Below are 16,594 nucleotides of genomic sequence, written 5' to 3' on the forward strand. Positions count from 1 at the left end.
TCCTCCTGCTAAACTAAAAGTCTTGTGAGCCTGTTGAACTCATTTTCCGTAAGTAACTGCCTCGAAAGTAGATTATTGAGCAGAGATAAAGCCTGGTCGGATTTCAGATCGCCCAGATCTCTGAATAGAGAAGCGATAATCTCTTTTCTTCTTTCGCTTTCGCCGGTCGTGGCAAGACTGGAAGAGTATTTCTCCAGGATTTCTTTGTCTTTCGTTTTTGGACTCTCTATTTCCTCTTGCTGATGCTCCTGAATCGCCTTTCCCTTAAATGAAATATCTAGCTCGTCAAGCTTCCTCTCGATCTGGTTGTGAAATCTTTGTATAGCGGCCAACCTGTATCTCATGAACCAGCTAAACAGGCCGTAGGTTACGAGCGTGAAGACTACCATCACAACTATAGACAGTGGCTTGACAATCAACTCAGGGATGTTCCTGTGTTTGCTCTCAAGTGACTGTATCTTCATCTCGTCGTTGTACAGCATTGTGATCAGCTTCCCATAAAGAAACAGAGAAGCGATTCCTGTCAAGAAGAACAACCAGCTGGAGAGAACGTAGCCAGTGCCGAGCAGCGTCATCAGTTCTTCCATGCTGGGAACATCGAGGTTGATGTCTATGTTTTCAACAATGGCCTTGACGATATAAAGACCCGTCAAGTTCATTGTCAAATAGCTGGCGGAGTACACAATTACCCAGACTCTGGAATTACTTGTGATTTTGAGCTCAAGAATTTGCTCCGGCCTAACGAGGCCCTTTGTTTTCATATTCTTTATGTGTCTATCGCGATTCCAGGCAAGAATATACCAGATATAGAGGCTTATTGTCATTCCGATAACCGACATCGTCATCGACACGGAAGCACTCGAAAAGAAAATCGAAGCGTAAGTTAGGAAACCCCCTAGAAAAAAGATATATGGAGGAAGCTTTATCATTTTTTTGGTAACACCTCTTTGGTGAGATCTACTGTAACTGTTTCCGATTTTTTATATAGAACCATCCCTGGCTTAGCTCCTTTGGGCTTTCTTATGTTTTGAACTTCGGTATATACTACTTCCACCTTCCCAGATTGCTTTCCTCTTGAATACATTGCTGCAAGAAAAGAGCCGTAATGGAGAGCATCTGAAGTGATCTCTTTTCCCGCTCTTTTAAGTATAACATGGGCTCCGGGAATGCCTCGGGCATGAAACCACAGATCATTCCTGGAAGCGTTTTTCGTTATGTCGTCATTCTGAAGATTGTTTCTTCCCACGAGGTACTTCATTCCATCTCTTTCGAAGACTCTCGGTCCGTAATTCTGAACCTTCTTTTTCTTCTTTCTTTCGCTCTTGCCTTTGTGAATTATTCCTGCTTCTTCCAATTCCGATGAGAATTCCTGAATATCGTCAATTGTTTCTGCCTGAACGATCATCTCTTTCAGCTGCTCCAAGTAATCGCTTTCAGCACGAAGTATTCTCAGCCGTTTCTTCACTTGAAACTCTTTCCGCCGTGACTTGCTGAAGTACTTGAAAAAGAGTTGCGCGTTTTCCGATGGCGTCAGTCTCTTATCGAGCGATATTTTAACCTTGCTAGAGCTTTCCCAGTCATCAAGCTCCACTTCTGACTGTCTTTCCTTCAACCGGTAAAGATTTGCGACGAGTAGCTCTCCGTATCTTCTGAATTCTTCATAGTTTTCCACTTCTGCAAGCTCTTTCTCAAGCTTCTCGGCTAATAGGAAGAGTCTCTTTGAAGCTCTCTCGATTTTTCTGAGAATCGTTGACTTTCTCCTGTCAATCTCGGTTTCAACCCCTATCGATTCAAGAGTCTTGCTGATCGCCAGGGATGCCGGAATCTTCTCACAATGACCCTTGAAATCAAGAGGGATTGGAGAAAGCTCAGTTCCGTTCTTGGCTTCAAGAGTGAAAAGAAAGTCGTCACTGGAGTTCTCTACCAGACTCTTCAAGAATTCGGCAGTCTCGCGGAGCCTTTCCTTTCCAAGTGCAAGAGGAGGAACGTCTTCAAGCTGAAGATATCCGACTATGTTTTCAGTTGTTGCTCGTGAGAGGCCAGTAAAGGATACGCTGATTGCCTTCGAAAGAATCTGATTAGACTCTTGAAGAGTGGAGACAATTTCTTCAGCTGACAGTTCTCTCAAACACCTTCCGGGGCTTTCGGGAGAATAATACTTAAGTCCTCTAACCAGAGACCTCTTAGAAGTAATCATCTCTTTGAATGTTTGCTCTATCATGCCTTCTTCATCAAGCACTATCATATTCGAGCCCGGGCCAATGAATTCAGTTACAATAGAGTACTTCGTCCTTTCGCCAAAGGCATCCCTTCCTTCGAAGTCTAGCCTCAGTATTCTGTCCATTTCCTTCTGCTCTATTCCTGTGACAAAGAAACCGTTCAAATGTCTTCTCAAGAAGATGCTGAAAGGGGTTTCTAGCGACGGGGAGTTCCGATCTCTTTCAGATGCAATTACATATGGAGAAGAGGGGTTTACGGAAATCTCGATTCCCATCTTTGACAGCTTAAGAAAGAATTCCGTCTTTCCAATCTGATATACCTGCCGAAGCTGCGTTCCAAGACCAGTTGAGATCTCTGCTAAGACTCTCTGAAGAGTCAACCCGTCGAATACCATACTCTATTCAGCTCCTCTGAACTAATGAACCTGTACTTTCCAATTCTGCCTTGAAAAAGTGAGAAGATGGTTGATCCTGATCCTGTCATCATCGTTACGACTGCATTAGGTTTCTCTGACGAGGATTTAGAATAATGCTCTTTGATCTCCGCAAAGCAACTGAAGATGGGATTCTGAAATGAATTTAGAGAAAGATTCTTTATCCCAAGGCTATCACGAGCTTTCAGGGCTTTATAGTATTGCTCGGCCCCTCTCTCATCAATTCCAGGAAAGAAATCCCGTTCATCTATTAATCTGTATGCCAGTACTGTCAAGACCTCAACCTCCGGAAAGCTCAAATCAACGGAATATCCCGTTACATCGCCAGGATAACTAAGAATCTCGCCTCTTCCCGAAGCTATTGCTGTTCCACCTCTAAGAAAGAAAGGGACATCGCTACCGACCATCGATGCCATTTCGATCAGTCTTTCAGGTTCGATTTCGAATATCTGAGCAAAGAATCTCAGTAAAGAAGCGGCATCTGAACTACCTCCACCCAAACCTCCTCCTGGAGGAATCCTCTTCTTCAGTTCCATTCCAATTTTGATCTTTCTCCCAGTCTGCCTTTCAACTTCAGTAAGCGCTTTGTGAAGAGTGTTCTCTTGATTCCAGCTAATGTCGGTATTGCATTTGAAGTAAGTCTCACTGACTCCTGGAGTAAGGATCAGCTCATCAAATAAATCTATTGTCTGGAAGACGGAGCTTATGTTATGAAATCCGTCACTTCTCCTCTTATCTACTGCAAGATACAGGTTTATCTTTGCCGGACATTTCAACGAGACAGAAGATATCCCAAAACGATTTGAGACCATGTTTCCATCTTCTCCCTATATTTGTAAAGCATTGCCAGGTCGACCATCTCACCCGTGAACTTTTCTACTTCGTTAAATCCGTTGAAATCCACCTCTGCCAAGTATACAATACCCATGTGGACCCTGCTTACAGCCGTCTGAAGGTCATTCAAGATTCCCAAGTATTCAATTGAGTGAATTTCCACCGAGACTTCTTCTCGGATCTCCCGTTCGAAGCCATTCTCAAATGCCTCCCAGGGATACGCTCCGTCTTCTGGATTGATGTGACCCCCGACACCTATCGAATACATGTCGTGAAGACGCGCCTCTCCTTGCTTCTTAGTTCTCTTCATGAGGAGGTGTTCATTTCCATTCTTGAAGACCGCATAAGGTATTATTTGCCTCATTGATTCATCATGCTCTGCATCGGAACGCGGTACGAACCTTCCGAATCTCCTGACGCGTTCTCTAATTTCATCCAAAGGAAGAGCCAACAACCCGTTACGGGTTGCCAGCTCTCCTAGACAGTCAACATCGACTACGAGAACTCTCTCTTCCAAGCCTTTCTCCTTTGCTACCAGATCATCTCGGCAGCTTTGATTACATATGGATCAGTTATTACCTGGGGTGCTACACTGTCATAATTCATAACTACAACTGCAAAATAATTATCCTCACTCCAAAGTGTTCCATATTTCGATTCGTGAAGGTACGCTGCGGGAACAATTGCCTCTTCTCTAAAATCGCCGCTTACTTCAGAAAGATAGAATTCATTTTTAATATTGTATATATGAGTTGCTCTGTAACTTGAACGATCGATTTTCACAAGATATATTAGAGTGTCTGGACTATCCAGAACAGCCTGAGAAACGTTCAGTGATACTATCCAGTCTCTTACTCTCCATCCTGAATCTAGTCCTACAAGACTCTGCGGCTCGATTCGCATCTTGAATCGGTTGTGATCAATATCCACAAGCTTAAACCAGTTCTCCATGGTTGTAGAAACAGATGTCGAGGTGCTGTTTACAACGTATTCAGCATCGCCATGAAACACCACTTGTGCAGCCGGAAGAATGCTTTCATTTTTAGGGTATACTCCCCAACCGATTCTGTTGTAGTAAGCAGTTGAGTGCAGAGCCTTGCTGAGTTTAAAAAACACAGGAGTCCTTACCGAACTTGATCTACTACCATCCAAATAATCCTCAAACCACAAGTCTGGTGTATTGAACCCAAGACTCTTCTCGAAGACCTCAACCAATACATCGGGTATTTCGCTTACGTGTTTCGTAATCTCTGAGCTGTAGTTCGCATGATCTCCACTTGCACTGGTTCCAGAGATTTTTGCGGTAATCTTGATTTCGAAGTTTTCGTAAACAGGAAGGTAAACGACAACTTTCGAGTTTCTGTCGCTCGGGATTACTTTGACCAGGTCATTTCTCGATATCCAGTTAGAACTCCCTTGAGGTTTGGCATCTACTGACCACTGGTAGTTCGACGATTGATCTGGCATGAATAATAGTGCGTTGGCTTCAATAACGACCGGCTTTCCGGGTTCCCATCCGATTCTCTGCGCTAGAAGCAGGATGGTTCCTTTAATTGGGAAACAAGAAGAAACTGTGAACGCAACTACTACTAATACACTCAATATCAAGAACAATTTCGCTCTTTTCATTTCGATCCCCTCCCTTTTAGGTATTTCCTGACAAATTCATCTTCCTCTTGTTCAGCAAGACCGTCCAGTCTCGCACAGAACAGTCTGTCAAGCGCTTCCCTGATCTCCGGTCCTTCTTTCATGTCGTATTTCTCTATTAGCGTGTTTCCGTCGACTGTCAATCTTGTTTCGCTCAGTCTCTTCAGATAAGAGAAAAACAGGAGGTCATAATCATCATCGAGGTGGCTGTCAACGAAGTTCAGGGTTTCCGGTTTCCTTGTTCTAAGCAAAACATGAAAATGAGAAGGCGTTTTGGGCTTCTCATTTACTATTCTACCAGCAGTGTCTATTGCATCAGTAAGCCTGTCGAGAAAGTTTCTCGTAAGTCCGTAGCGTTCGATACACCATTCAACAGCCTCATTATCGCTATTTCTTAGCATAATCATCAAGAGAGTGTAGAATATTTTGTCTTCTCCTATGATCGAAGCGTTTCTGTCTCTTCTGCAGAAGTACCTGTCAAGCATTATATCGGTTTCTCTATCAAATTTCGACTGTGGGAAGAGCTTCTCAGTTACGCCAAACCCCGAAAGCCTTCTCAAAGCCTTCAAAGGAAGAGGTTCATAGAGAGTCTTGATCAACTCATCCCTAAGCCGCTGACCTGTCACTCTATCAAGATAGCCTTCTGCAGCGCACTGCTTCAATAGTTCGGCAGTTCTCACTTCAATTTCGAATCCAAAGCGTTGTTCGAACCTGACGGCTCTGAGAATTCTGGTCGGGTCCTCAATAAAACTAAGTGGATGAAGCGCCCTTATCACTCCTTTTGAAAGATCCCTTCTTGAACCAAAAAAATCGATCAGAATCCCAAACTCTTCCTGGTTAAGTTTCACTGCCATTGCGTTTATTGAGAAGTCCCTTCTATATAGATCTTTCTTGATCGTGCTCATTTCCACTTCCGGAAGCATTGCAGGCTTCTTATAATACTCAGTTCTAGCGGTAGCTACGTCGATTCTCAGCCCATCGTTGAAGAACATCGAGCTTGCAAGGAACTCTCTGTGTTCTACGATCTTGATGTTGAAATATTTCTTGAAAGTCTCGGCAAAAGCGTTTGCGTTTCCCTCAACTACAACATCCAGGTCAAGATTCTGTTTGTTAAGAAGTAAATCTCTGACAAAACCCCCAACGATATATGTCGGCATATTCAATTCGCTCCCGACCGCTCCAAGAAATCTCAACATTGTTACTATTCGCTTTTCCACACGTTCCTCGATGAGATCTTCGATAGGAAACTTCGAATAACTCTGATCACTGTCATTGCCTCCAGGGTCGATTATCCTCTTTCTTCCAAAAGCGCTTTTCAGCAAATCAGTTCTAGTAACGATTCCAATTAGTATGCCGTTGTCGATAATCAATATTGCGGTTGTATCGTTCTCTACCATCTTGTCAGTCGCCGATTGAACTGAATCATCAGCAGACGCTGTAACGAAAAAGCGGTCCATGACTTCGATTATTCTTCTTGTTGCAAGTCCGTGGCGAACGGCTTTTTCAACGTTTCTGTACTTCGAGACACCCACTATCTTTTCGTGGTCTACCACTGGAAGTGTGTGATGACCGGTTCTGTGCATTATCTTGAAGACGTCCTCCACTTTCATCTCGGCTAGTACTGTTCTTACAGGAGAAGACATTATTTCCCTGACTTTTATAAGACGATCGATGTTGTCTTCGAAGTTCCTGATTATCTTTTCTTCGGCATCTTCAACAGAGCAACCTTCAAAGTAGCCGAGAGTGTAAGACCCGCCGCCGTTCCTTAGAACTCCCTCGAGTTTTGCCGTGTCTAGACTCATGTATCGTGATCTCATTGTGAAATAGACTCTGTTTTTGGTCTCGAGCAAGACCACTAGATTCTCGACCCCCAGAAACGACCAGAGCTTCTCCACAACGAGACTGAAGCCGCCGGGTAGAGAGTCTCTCTTTGCAGTTGCGATATTGACTTCCACGCCCCTGACGAGTTTGCTCTTCAAACCCAGGATCAGCGATTCAACAAGTCTCTGCTGGGCCGAACTTAACCTGTAACTGGAGTAAACTCCCAGGTCGTCCGGCTGGGCACCGATATCTATAAGCCACGCTGCCGTTCTGAGATCCTGTGCTTTGGTCGAGGCATGGGTGAAGTTTCCCGTTTCCCTGTAGATGGCCGTTGCAAATAGAGTTGCCTCATTTCGGGAAATCTCCTTTTTCTTCTTCCGCAATTGGTTGCACAGTAGAGTAGTGCAGGACCCCAGTTCTCTGAAAACCCCGATCTGATTGCCCGAAAGATTTGTCCTGTGATGATCGAAAAACCTTAATTCTGTGTTCTTTCCGATTATTCTTTGCAAAGAAGAGGGAATCCTCTTTATATCTGATGTGTCAACAATAACCACAGAGGAGAGATCGGAGATCTTCAGCTCGTTGATGTAGTAGAAAGACAGCAGAAGGCTTTTCGAAGAAAGGAAGCTCTTCAACGCAGGAACAAGCTGCCCTCCAAAGACGATAATGTGATCTGGATAGAGCTTCTGAGCTGCAACCGCAGATGCGAACGCATCGAAATCCGGATTACGGTGAGTTGTTATTACTTTCAAAGATGTTCCACCTCTTAAGTTTTTCGTAAAGCGTGCTCTTGCTTATCCCGAGAATCTTCGCAACTCTTGTTTTGTTTCCTTCGTTTCTCTCAATTAGCCAGTAAATGTAGCGCCTCTCCAGCTCGTCGAGAGATACTTCTTCGAATCTAAAATCGTCTTCGAGAGCATGCTTACGTTCGGGAGTTGTCGAACGGGAGAGGCTTTTCAAGGTACCGTTCACCGCAAGGATTGACAACAGCCTGTTACGTAGTTCACGCACATTCCCTGGCCAATCGTAGTCCTTCATGCTTTCGGTAAACTCTTCGGGTACTTTTGAGATCCTCTTCATGCCAAGCTCGTCACAAAGCGTAGGCAAAAAGTGACTAATCAGAAGTGGGATATCTTCTCTCCTCTCCCTTAAGGGGTCAATCTTCAGTCTCACGACGTTCAGTCTGTAGAAGAGGTCACTTCTGAAGACACCTTCAGCCACGGCGATCTCCAGGTCTCTGTTCGTTGCCGCTATTACTCTCAAATCAAGCTTGCGAGAATTGGTACCTCCCAGTCTCTGGCTGCTAGATGTCTCAAGCACTCTCAAGAGCTTCACTTGCATAGGAAGAGGCATCTCCGATATCTCGTCCAGAAAGAGTGTTCCGCGATGAGACTCCTCGATCAAGCCGGGTTTTGAGTTCATTGCTCCGGTGAAGGCTCCTTTCTCATAACCGAAGAGTTCGCTTTCGAATAGATTCTCAGGAATAGCACCGCAGTTTATCGGAACGAACTTCTTTCTTCCGCTTTTTTGATGAATGGTTCTTGCAACGACTTCCTTTCCGGTACCGCTTTCGCCTTCAAGGAGGACTGTCACCTTCTTTGGAGCAATCATTTCAATCGTTTCCTTCATGCGAATAACGCTTTTGCTATTTCCAAGTATCTCTACGGGTGGTTCCGCAACTACCATTTCTGCAAGGTTATCTCTCTCCCGAGAAACCTCCGAGAACTCTATTGCTCGCTTCACTTCAAGGAGTGCGTGAGTCAAGTCGAAGGGTTTCTCAAGGAAATTGAAGGCGCCATTTCTTACGGCTTCAATTGCAGTGTTGATGTCTCCGTGTGCTGATACTACTATTACAGGTGTATTCGCCGAGGCCTCAGGAAGAATTTCAAGTCCCGAACCGTCGGGCAGTCTCACGTCAAGAATCAGACAGTCGAAGATTTCTTCGGATATCTGCTTTTTTGCCTGCGCCAGGTTATATACCTGTACAACTTCGTATCCCTCTTCTTCCAATGCTGCACCCAGCAGTCCGTTGAAAGCGAGATCGTCGTCAACTAATAGAATTCTACTCCTCATTTACTTGCCTCCTGAAGGTCAAAGCAAATACTGTTCCCCTTCCGGGTGAGCTCCTCATTTTCAATCTTACATCGTTCTCTTCGCAGAAACTGTGGACGAGGTACAGTCCGAGCCCCGATCCCTCTGACTTAGTTGAGAAGAAAGGTTTGAATATCTTTTGCTGAGCCTCTGAGTCTATCCCCTTTCCGTTGTCGGCTAGAATCAGCGTCAGAAGTTCTCTTGATGCCCTTACTTTTACGAGGATCAGACCTTTTCCATGAGTAGTTGCTTCTACAGCATTCATGAAGAGGTTTTTTATCACATTCTCGAGTCTACCTTTTTGTATCAACACAGTTCCCTTATCAAGAGAGACTAAACTAAGCTGAATCTTTTTTTCGGAGAAGATTGATGACATAAAGCTGGCGATTTTGCTCACCTGCTCTGACAGATCGACTCTTTCAAACTCTTCTCCATATCTGAAGATCTGTAGAATACCCCCAACCCTGCTTTGAAAAGAATTTAGCTCTCTCGACAGAGTCTCAATGTATTCAGCTTTATTTGTTCTCTTGAACAGATCAAGTGCCAGTCTAACATTTGCGAGAGGTTGTTTGAGTCCATGTGCAAGGTCGGCGACTGTCTGAGCGTCTACTGCGTATCTTCTTGTCTTTTCAAGAAGCTGTTTTGTCTTCCACTGACTGGTCTTGTCGGTAAGAGTAAGCAAGAAACCGCTCTTTTTCTTATGTGCTACTGAAACTTGGTAGCGTTTTCCGAGTTTCTTACTGTAAACTTCGTACTGCCCTTCTTGAAGAGGAAAGACTAGGCCTGTTCTTCTTGTGAATCTGTCGATTCGCAGATACCTGGCACCCTGGCTTCCATAGGAAAAACTCTTGATGAATGCCTCGTTCACTAGGTCGAAATTCCCTTTCTCGTCAACCGAAACAACGGCAATATCGAGAGTATTAAGGAGTTCCGAGTAATCCATGTATAGTTTCTCATAGTAGTTTCTCTCTTCTTCCACCTGGAGAGAGAGATTCCTGTAGAAACCATATATCTCGTTGAACTGACCATCAAGCTCTCCAATAGTCTTTTTCTCACCTGTACGGACAAGCCTTATTAGCCTTTCGAGTTGCCTAACTAGTGTGAAATAAACGGTAACGGTCGATGTGGCCGCCAAAACAACTACTAGAAAAACTCTCTCGAGACTGAAACCGTATAAGAGGGAGAACAGGAATCCTGCGCCCAGCACTACTCCGCCTACGATGTAGTGATAGCCTGGTTTGAACAGACCTCTATCAGACTTTGACAAGCGTTATGGGTTCTCCTTCTTCAATAGAAAGGAAATGCTGTGCGCTTCCCTTGTTCACAGTTATCTCCAAAAAACCGGCTGAATCGAAGTGAGCCATCAGGTTTCCCGGGTTGACATCGTAATAAGTGTTTCCAAAGGTCAGCTTGAAGGGTCTTCTCCCTTTAACTATCTCAAGAGTATCGCCTTCTTCCAGATCCTTTCCAAGAGATGCTGGAATATTGGTCTCGAGGTTCCCAAAGTGATCATAGAAGGCGGTCTCTCCCATAATCGTATTTCCATCTCTGACAGGCTTCTTGTATTTCAAGTACTCGAAGTTCATAAGTCTTGAACCAAGCTTTTCTGGCTCGACTCCCGCATCCACATAGGCAGCCACTGGAGCGAAGATATCTCTACCGTGGAAGCTTCTCGAACTGCCTCTGTGGTATTCTCTGTTTTCCAATTCACGAATCTCGTGAATACCATACTCTTCCCCAACAAATGTGAACAAACCGTTGTCGGGACCAACAAGCCGCCTTCCATCCTTAAGAATCATCATTATTGGCTTTCTCGAAGTTCCCACGCCGGGATCGACAACTGCGAGGAAGACTGCATCCTTGGGAAGATCCCTTATTACTCTTTGCACGACGTATGCTCCGTGTTTAATGCTGAAAGGTTTGATATCATGGCATATATCTATTATCTCCGCCTTTCTATTTACTTCTTTAATCGCGGCTTTAGCTACACCAACATAGTAGCTGCTTAGTCCCCAGTCACTCAAAAATGCTATCACAGTTATCCCTCCATAATAGGACGATAGAAGAGAACACTCTTTCTACGCCTTCTGATTCCAGCTTATAAAGATTTGAATCGGTCTTACAGTCTGTGGCTCCGAAGCCGGGAACTTGTTTGCCGTAATTCGAGACGAACCGGGAAAGCTGTTCTTCTCTACGGTGCTCAGATGGAAGTAGCAACACTGCAACAACCTCTGCCTTTTCTCTCAGGAAATCGATGTGCCAGTGCCGTTTCTTTCGCTCAACGAGGTGCCTCTTAACTCGTTCTGAAAGAGATTTCATTGCCGATCCAACGTAAAGATAGTATCCCGTTTCCAGAGACCAGGCCTTTCCACGAGAAGAAATCTCTTCCGGCTCCTTCAAAAAAAGTAGAATCAAATAGCTTCCCTTATTTTGATACATGATGTAGATATTATACGACAACAAGTTAGTCAGATAAGGAGATGGCAGCGAACGGAAGAGGAGCATAATATATAATTTACTAGAGGTGATTTGAATGGCTTTTGTTGAAGTGATGAGGGACAGTATCGCAGAGAATGTAAGAAGGATTAGGGAACTGGCTAAGAACAGTGGGGTAGAAATTGCCGGAGTGACTAAGGTCGTGTGCGGCGATCCCAGCATAGTAGATGTACTGTTGAAGAACGGCATTTCTGAAATTGGCGAGTCAAGGCTGGAGAACATATCGAGGATTAAAGGCTCTGGAATGAAGGCCGATTACCTCCTGCTCAGACTTCCTGAACAGGCTAGATTCAGGGAAGTAGTGGAGCTAGTAGACACGGTTCTGATAGGGAATTTGGAGACTTTGGTCAGACTCAATGAAGTATCGACTGAAAGCGGCAAAGATTTGAAATTCATATATATGATCGATACCGGAGACCTCAGAGAGGGAGTCATGTATTACGAGGCTGAGGCAATTCTTATGAAGGCATTCGAGATTGCCGGAACGAATCTCGATGGAATTGGGACAAACCTCGGGTGTTTCGGCGGAGTGATAGCCTCTCCCGCCAAATTCGAGATACTTTTAGACCTGGGAGAGTCGCTTAGAAAGGCAACCGGATACTCCATGAGGAGATACTCAGCAGGAAACACCGCTTCGCTTCCTCTTCTCGAAGATGGAACGCTTCCCAGAGGCATAAATCACTTCAGATTGGGTGAATCTATCATGTGTGGAACAGATGTCACTAACAACCGAAGAGTTCCGGGAACCCTACAGAACACATTCACTCTCGTAGGAGAGATTATTGAACTTGCAGAGAAGCCTTCCATACCAATTGGCGATATCGGTCATGATGCCTTTGGTCGGGTTCCAAGGTTCGTAGATAAAGGGAAGAGAATGAAGGCAATACTTGATCTTGGTGAACAAGATGTGGTTCCCTCCGGATTGACACCTTTGGTAAGTGGATGTGAAATAATCCATGCTTCGAGCGACCATCTGATAGTGGATGTAACCGATTCCGAGAAGTCCTTTGCTGTTGGTGACTCGATTCCCTTCAGAATGTCTTACGGAGCTCTGTTAAGAGTTATGACATCTCCCTATGTGAGGAAGGTGTACTTATGATAAAGCTTCTGAAAAAGAGCGATCGGAGCAGAGTTGAGGAGATCGTAAAGACGATCTGGGAAGGAGATGACTATATCCCCCTGGTTTTTGACAAGTGGGTAGACGACCCCTTTTGCTATTTCATGGGTTTTTGGAGTGAAGGAGGATTAATTGGAATAGATAATCTAAGGCTCTTCTCCGACAAAGTGGGCTGGATGGAAGGGATGAGAATAGACCCCGCCTTTCAGGGAAGGGGATACGGGAAAGAGTTGGGCAAAGAGATGTTGCAGTTGACCAGAGATCTGGGGCTTGAAAGGCTTTATTTTGCAACTTACTTTGACAACACGGCTTCGATCAAGATGAACGAAGCTTTTGGCTTCGAACGAATAGCTGTCTTCACAAATCTGGAGAAGGAGATTGACGAATTGACTCCCTTTTCCTTCAATCTTCTGGAAAGCGACGAGATTCCGGAAATCGATGATCACATCAGCGAAGACTGGTCATTTATTCCAAAAGAAGTTCCAAACAAGACCAGTTTCCTGATACATCCTGTGCAACTTTCAGATGGCGCTAACTGGGCGGTTTTGTCGATAAACTCCAAGTTCAATGATTGTCTTGACATCAATTTCATTGAAATGGAGGACAGGGAGAGTATTGAGGTTTTCGTGAAGGAGCTTGTTTGTTACGCGAAGGCGAGAGGTTTCGGCCGTATGCATACCATGGCCAGCGAGGATTTTGATCTAGAACCCTTTCTAATGAATGGATTCAAACCTTTCGAGAGAACAAAGGATGTATTCCTTTATTACGCCGATGGTTCAACTCTTCAAATCTGATCTCCATAAGTCATTTTAGACTGTATCTGGTGATCGTGGTTCTCGACGATCTTGGATAGTTTTTTCATTTCGAGAAGAGACGGTGTTGAGCTGAGTGTGGAGCTGAATGGCTGTTACAAACTCTGATTGCGTCAGTTTCGGATCTAGAGCCCGGGATATCCTACAATTACCAGGATGGTTTTTGATGGCGTCAATTGTCGGGACTCAATGCAGTAATGAAATCTACACAAAGAGTCAGTTTTGCTTTGATTGCAATCTTTGGTATGATTCGATAATTGGTGTCTGTATCAAGATTCTTTCTGTTTCATAAAGACACACTCTGAAGATGAGATGGAAGATGAAGGTCGAAAGTGACAAGCAGATCCAAGTGATGGCAATAGTCCTTATGACATCAGAGCTGAATCAAAGTGCAAATCAGAAGCCCCACAGACACCACCCTCTCTGTTTGGATACAGAGAACTTCATTCTAGGCAATAAGGTACGCTTTCATGAGCTTGAAAGGTTATTGAGAGATGGAACACCGTCCTATTTCTTCTTCACTTACATTCTTAGCCATTCATGACCTGGTCTCAAGCCAATTGGATTTCCGCCATTTCTCGAAAGATACGAACCGGGTTTGCATAGGAGCGGTTTGAACAGGGAGATTAGGGGGTTCTCGAGTTCGGAACTCTGGAGAAACTCCAGGAAAGCCAGAAGACGCTATAGAATGAGGTTGAGAAAGACGCTATCGAAGCTTTGATCGGTAATAGTATTGAGAGAGTTAGTGGCGGTTTTTTGGAATAATTACAAAGAACTTATTTTCGCTCCAAATCCGCTTTTCCCTGAACTTGTTTCTCTTGGTGCATCTGGATCTGACTGGCTCTACAGTATTGCAAGATATCCAGGTAGAGCGACCGAGAAGTGGCCCTATGAGCCAGGGGTCACGGCGCCCGATGAAGAATTCTCCAGTTATCTTGAGAACTTCGTCTGGTCTAGAATCGTTGCTTTTAACGAGTTCTGTCACCCGCTTGCAGACCTCTTTCTCTCGCGGATTGCCGAACTCGTCAAAAGACTCGAGCACTCACCTTTCGCACTTGGAATTCTCGAGTCTTACGGAGAGAAGCATCCTTCCCGGGAGGATATGTTCGCCGAGTTTCTTATCTTCGGGATGACATATGCCCATCTGCTGGACGAATTTGGAGAGGAAGTTACAGAAAGCTTCCGTAAGACCATGGAAGACAAAGCAGGCTTCACGATGAGCAATGTTGTTGGAAGACAGCTTCACCTTTACCTGAAAGCTTCAAAAGATGGTGAGGAATGTGGATTTGAAGATGAGCTTGCCGAGATTTCGGCACAGAATAGACAGCATCTTCTCGACAGAGCTCTGAGTGTTAACTGAGAAGGATCGCCTAGAGTTCTCTAGCCTTTGACAGAGCCCGCAAGAAGTCCTCTCAGGAAGTATTTACCAAGCAGTACATAGACAACCAGCGTTGGTAGAGCAGCCAGCAGCGCTCCAGCCATCTGAACATTCCATTCAACAACCTGACTCCCGGCAAGATTGACCAAAGCGACTGTAATTGGCTGCTTTGTGGGATCACTCGTTACAGTTACCGCGAAGAGAAACTCGTTCCAGATATTAGTGAACTGCCAGATCACAACTACTACGAAGCCGGGTAGAGAAATTGGAAAGAGAACTTTCAGGTAGGTCCTGAATATACCGGCGCCATCTATTCCAGCCGCTTCAATTAGCTCCGTAGGTACTTCACTGTAGTAATTGCGGAAGATCAAAGTTGTTATTGGCAATCCATAAACTACATGGACCAAAATCAATCCCCAAAGTGAGCCGTAAAGACCTATGTCTTGCAGGAAACGAATAAGAGGGAAGAGGACACTCTGGTAAGGAATAAACATCCCGAAGAGAACTAGAGCGAAAAGCAAATCGGAACCTCTGAATTTCAGTTTCGATAAAACGTAACCGTTAATAGAGCCAATTATGGCTGATAAGAGCGTTGCAGGAATCACCAAAATGAATGAATTCCTCAGGTTAGGAGCGAGACGGTTGAAAGCCTTTGCGAAGCCATCAAGAGAGGGTTCCTTAGGCAGGAACCACATTTTCTCCAGGCCGACTTCTCTGAGAGGTTTGAGACTTGTCGCCAGAAGGACATAGATTGGCATCAGAAAGAACAATGCAAATACAACCAGAAGAATGTAAGTGACGATTTTCTTGATCATACCCTCTTCTCCTTTCTGAAAGCCGAGGCAAGATATGGGATAATTACAACGGCTACCAACAAGAGCATAATGATAGCTATTGCCGATCCAGTTGCGTATTTGTTTGCTCTGAAAGTCGTTTCAAACATATACAGCGCAGGCATATCGGTTACGTTGTTTGGCCCGCTTCCGGTCATCGCATAGACCAGATCAAATATCTTCAACGATATGTGACCGAGAATGATCATCGCACTCAAAGTGATCGGCCTGAGAATAGGAAATTTGATTTTCCAGAAGATCTGCCAGCCCGTCGCTCCGTCCACTTCAGCTGCCTCGATCAGATCTTGCGATATTCCGCGCAACCCTGCAAGGTACATTGCCATAGTATATCCTGACATTTGCCAGACAGCGGCAACTATTACAGGAATAAGCGCAACATTGAAGTTCAGGAAGCTCTCCGTACTTGTGAACCACTTCCACTGCAAGAGATCGAGCCCAAAAATATCGAGAAGAAGGTTCATGCCCTGAGGGCTATTTGGAAGTATTCCAGGAGCGAATATCCATCTCCAGACGGCACCGGTTACTACAAACGATAGCGCCATCGGGAAGAGATATATGTTTCTGAAGATACTGGATGCCTTGAGGTTTCGATCGATGAGTGTAGCAAGAATTATCCCTAGAATCAAGCATCCCAATATGAAGAAAAGAGTGAAATACAGGGTGTTCCATAGATCCGTCTGGAACCTCGGATCTTCGAAGAGTCTCAAGTAATTTCTTAATCCGACAAATTCAAATTCGCCTTTAAGGAGTCTCGCGAAACTGTTCCAGTTGGAAACAGATGTTCTGATCGTCTGACCGATGAAAAAATAGACGAAGATTCCTATTGCTGCGAATGTTGGTGAAAGAATCAGGAAGGAGATAATTCCACGTCTTGTCTTCCTCTTGATTTAG

16 protein-coding genes are annotated in these 16,594 nt (G+C 44.6%); 4 read left to right on the forward strand and 12 right to left on the reverse strand.

Going from position 1 to position 16,594, the window contains the following annotated elements:
• Positions 1-8: 8 nt before the first annotated feature.
• The 10 genes from Q502_RS01615 to Q502_RS01660 are packed head-to-tail and all read right to left on the reverse strand — an operon-like array spanning position 9 to position 11,461.
• A complete protein-coding gene (locus Q502_RS01615) occupies positions 9-929 on the reverse strand; it encodes a hypothetical protein (RefSeq protein ID WP_099830681.1) in 921 nt (306 codons plus the stop codon).
• Positions 926-2,614 (reverse strand): NFACT family protein, encoded by a 1,689-nt coding sequence (locus tag Q502_RS01620; protein ID WP_099830682.1) that lies wholly within the window; start codon positions 2,612-2,614, stop codon positions 926-928. The genes Q502_RS01615 and Q502_RS01620 overlap by 4 nt, the downstream gene beginning before the upstream one ends.
• Positions 2,596-3,465 carry a 4-(cytidine 5'-diphospho)-2-C-methyl-D-erythritol kinase gene (gene ispE, locus Q502_RS01625; RefSeq protein ID WP_099830683.1) on the reverse strand — a complete coding sequence of 290 codons (870 nt, stop codon included), beginning with the start codon at positions 3,463-3,465 and terminating at the stop codon, positions 2,596-2,598. Before ispE ends, Q502_RS01620 begins: the two co-directional genes overlap by 19 nt.
• Complete coding sequence (locus Q502_RS01630; protein ID WP_099830684.1) at positions 3,426-4,004, reverse strand: NUDIX domain-containing protein; 579 nt, start codon at positions 4,002-4,004, stop codon at positions 3,426-3,428. Before Q502_RS01630 ends, ispE begins: the two co-directional genes overlap by 40 nt.
• A gap of 14 nt (positions 4,005-4,018) precedes the next feature.
• Positions 4,019-5,116 carry a hypothetical protein gene (locus Q502_RS01635; protein ID WP_099830685.1) on the reverse strand — a complete coding sequence of 366 codons (1,098 nt, stop codon included), beginning with the start codon at positions 5,114-5,116 and terminating at the stop codon, positions 4,019-4,021.
• Positions 5,113-7,707 (reverse strand): CBS domain-containing protein, encoded by a 2,595-nt coding sequence (locus Q502_RS01640; protein WP_099830686.1) that lies wholly within the window; start codon positions 7,705-7,707, stop codon positions 5,113-5,115. The genes Q502_RS01635 and Q502_RS01640 overlap by 4 nt, the downstream gene beginning before the upstream one ends.
• Complete coding sequence (locus tag Q502_RS01645; protein ID WP_099830687.1) at positions 7,682-9,028, reverse strand: sigma-54 dependent transcriptional regulator; 1,347 nt, start codon at positions 9,026-9,028, stop codon at positions 7,682-7,684. The genes Q502_RS01640 and Q502_RS01645 overlap by 26 nt, the downstream gene beginning before the upstream one ends.
• Entirely contained in the window at positions 9,018-10,313 is a 1,296-nt protein-coding gene (locus Q502_RS01650; protein WP_099830688.1) for a PAS domain-containing sensor histidine kinase, read from the reverse strand. The genes Q502_RS01645 and Q502_RS01650 overlap by 11 nt, the downstream gene beginning before the upstream one ends.
• Positions 10,300-11,082 (reverse strand): S-adenosyl-l-methionine hydroxide adenosyltransferase family protein, encoded by a 783-nt coding sequence (locus Q502_RS01655; protein WP_099830689.1) that lies wholly within the window; start codon positions 11,080-11,082, stop codon positions 10,300-10,302. The genes Q502_RS01650 and Q502_RS01655 overlap by 14 nt, the downstream gene beginning before the upstream one ends.
• Complete coding sequence (locus tag Q502_RS01660) at positions 11,063-11,461, reverse strand: DUF123 domain-containing protein (protein WP_243392417.1); 399 nt, start codon at positions 11,459-11,461, stop codon at positions 11,063-11,065. The genes Q502_RS01655 and Q502_RS01660 overlap by 20 nt, the downstream gene beginning before the upstream one ends.
• 118 nt (positions 11,462-11,579) lie before the next feature.
• On the opposite strand from Q502_RS01660, the gene Q502_RS01665 reads away from it, so the two are divergent.
• The 4 genes from Q502_RS01665 to Q502_RS01680 all read left to right on the forward strand — a co-directional run bounded on the left by Q502_RS01665 (position 11,580) and on the right by Q502_RS01680 (position 14,831).
• Entirely contained in the window at positions 11,580-12,641 is a 1,062-nt protein-coding gene (locus tag Q502_RS01665; protein ID WP_099830690.1) for an alanine racemase, read from the forward strand.
• Entirely contained in the window at positions 12,638-13,453 is an 816-nt protein-coding gene (locus Q502_RS01670; RefSeq protein WP_099830691.1) for a GNAT family N-acetyltransferase, read from the forward strand. The genes Q502_RS01665 and Q502_RS01670 overlap by 4 nt, the downstream gene beginning before the upstream one ends.
• Before the next feature lie 337 nt (positions 13,454-13,790).
• Positions 13,791-14,015, forward strand: coding sequence for a hypothetical protein (locus Q502_RS01675; protein ID WP_099830521.1), 225 nt, complete (start codon positions 13,791-13,793; stop codon positions 14,013-14,015).
• 201 nt (positions 14,016-14,216) lie between these two features.
• Entirely contained in the window at positions 14,217-14,831 is a 615-nt protein-coding gene (locus tag Q502_RS01680; protein ID WP_099830522.1) for a hypothetical protein, read from the forward strand.
• 20 nt (positions 14,832-14,851) lie between these two features.
• On the opposite strand, the gene Q502_RS01685 is transcribed toward Q502_RS01680, so the two are convergent.
• Complete coding sequence (locus Q502_RS01685; RefSeq protein ID WP_099830523.1) at positions 14,852-15,664, reverse strand: carbohydrate ABC transporter permease; 813 nt, start codon at positions 15,662-15,664, stop codon at positions 14,852-14,854.
• Positions 15,661-16,590, reverse strand: a complete 930-nt coding sequence (locus Q502_RS01690) for a carbohydrate ABC transporter permease (RefSeq protein ID WP_099830524.1) — start codon at positions 16,588-16,590, stop codon at positions 15,661-15,663. Before Q502_RS01690 ends, Q502_RS01685 begins: the two co-directional genes overlap by 4 nt.
• Positions 16,591-16,594 lie beyond the last annotated feature (4 nt).

The sequence above is a fragment of the Mesotoga sp. Brook.08.YT.4.2.5.2. genome, assembly GCF_003351125.1.
Classification (GTDB): Bacteria; Thermotogota; Thermotogae; order Petrotogales; family Kosmotogaceae; genus Mesotoga.

What these genes read in the sequence shown, in the direction of transcription:
- Q502_RS01615 (WP_099830681.1), bottom strand. Translation starts at nt 929, where the DNA reads ATGATAAAGCTTCCTCCATATATCTTTTTTCTAGGGGGTTTCCTAACT.
- Q502_RS01620 (WP_099830682.1), bottom strand. Translation starts at nt 2,614, where the DNA reads ATGGTATTCGACGGGTTGACTCTTCAGAGAGTCTTAGCAGAGATCTCA.
- ispE (WP_099830683.1), bottom strand. Translation starts at nt 3,465, where the DNA reads ATGGTCTCAAATCGTTTTGGGATATCTTCTGTCTCGTTGAAATGTCCG.
- Q502_RS01635 (WP_099830685.1), bottom strand. Translation starts at nt 5,116, where the DNA reads ATGAAAAGAGCGAAATTGTTCTTGATATTGAGTGTATTAGTAGTAGTT.
- Q502_RS01645 (WP_099830687.1), bottom strand. Translation starts at nt 9,028, where the DNA reads ATGAGGAGTAGAATTCTATTAGTTGACGACGATCTCGCTTTCAACGGA.
- Q502_RS01665 (WP_099830690.1), top strand. Translation starts at nt 11,580, where the DNA reads ATGGCTTTTGTTGAAGTGATGAGGGACAGTATCGCAGAGAATGTAAGA.
- Q502_RS01670 (WP_099830691.1), top strand. Translation starts at nt 12,638, where the DNA reads ATGATAAAGCTTCTGAAAAAGAGCGATCGGAGCAGAGTTGAGGAGATC.
- Q502_RS01675 (WP_099830521.1), top strand. Translation starts at nt 13,791, where the DNA reads ATGAAGGTCGAAAGTGACAAGCAGATCCAAGTGATGGCAATAGTCCTT.
- Q502_RS01685 (WP_099830523.1), bottom strand. Translation starts at nt 15,664, where the DNA reads ATGATCAAGAAAATCGTCACTTACATTCTTCTGGTTGTATTTGCATTG.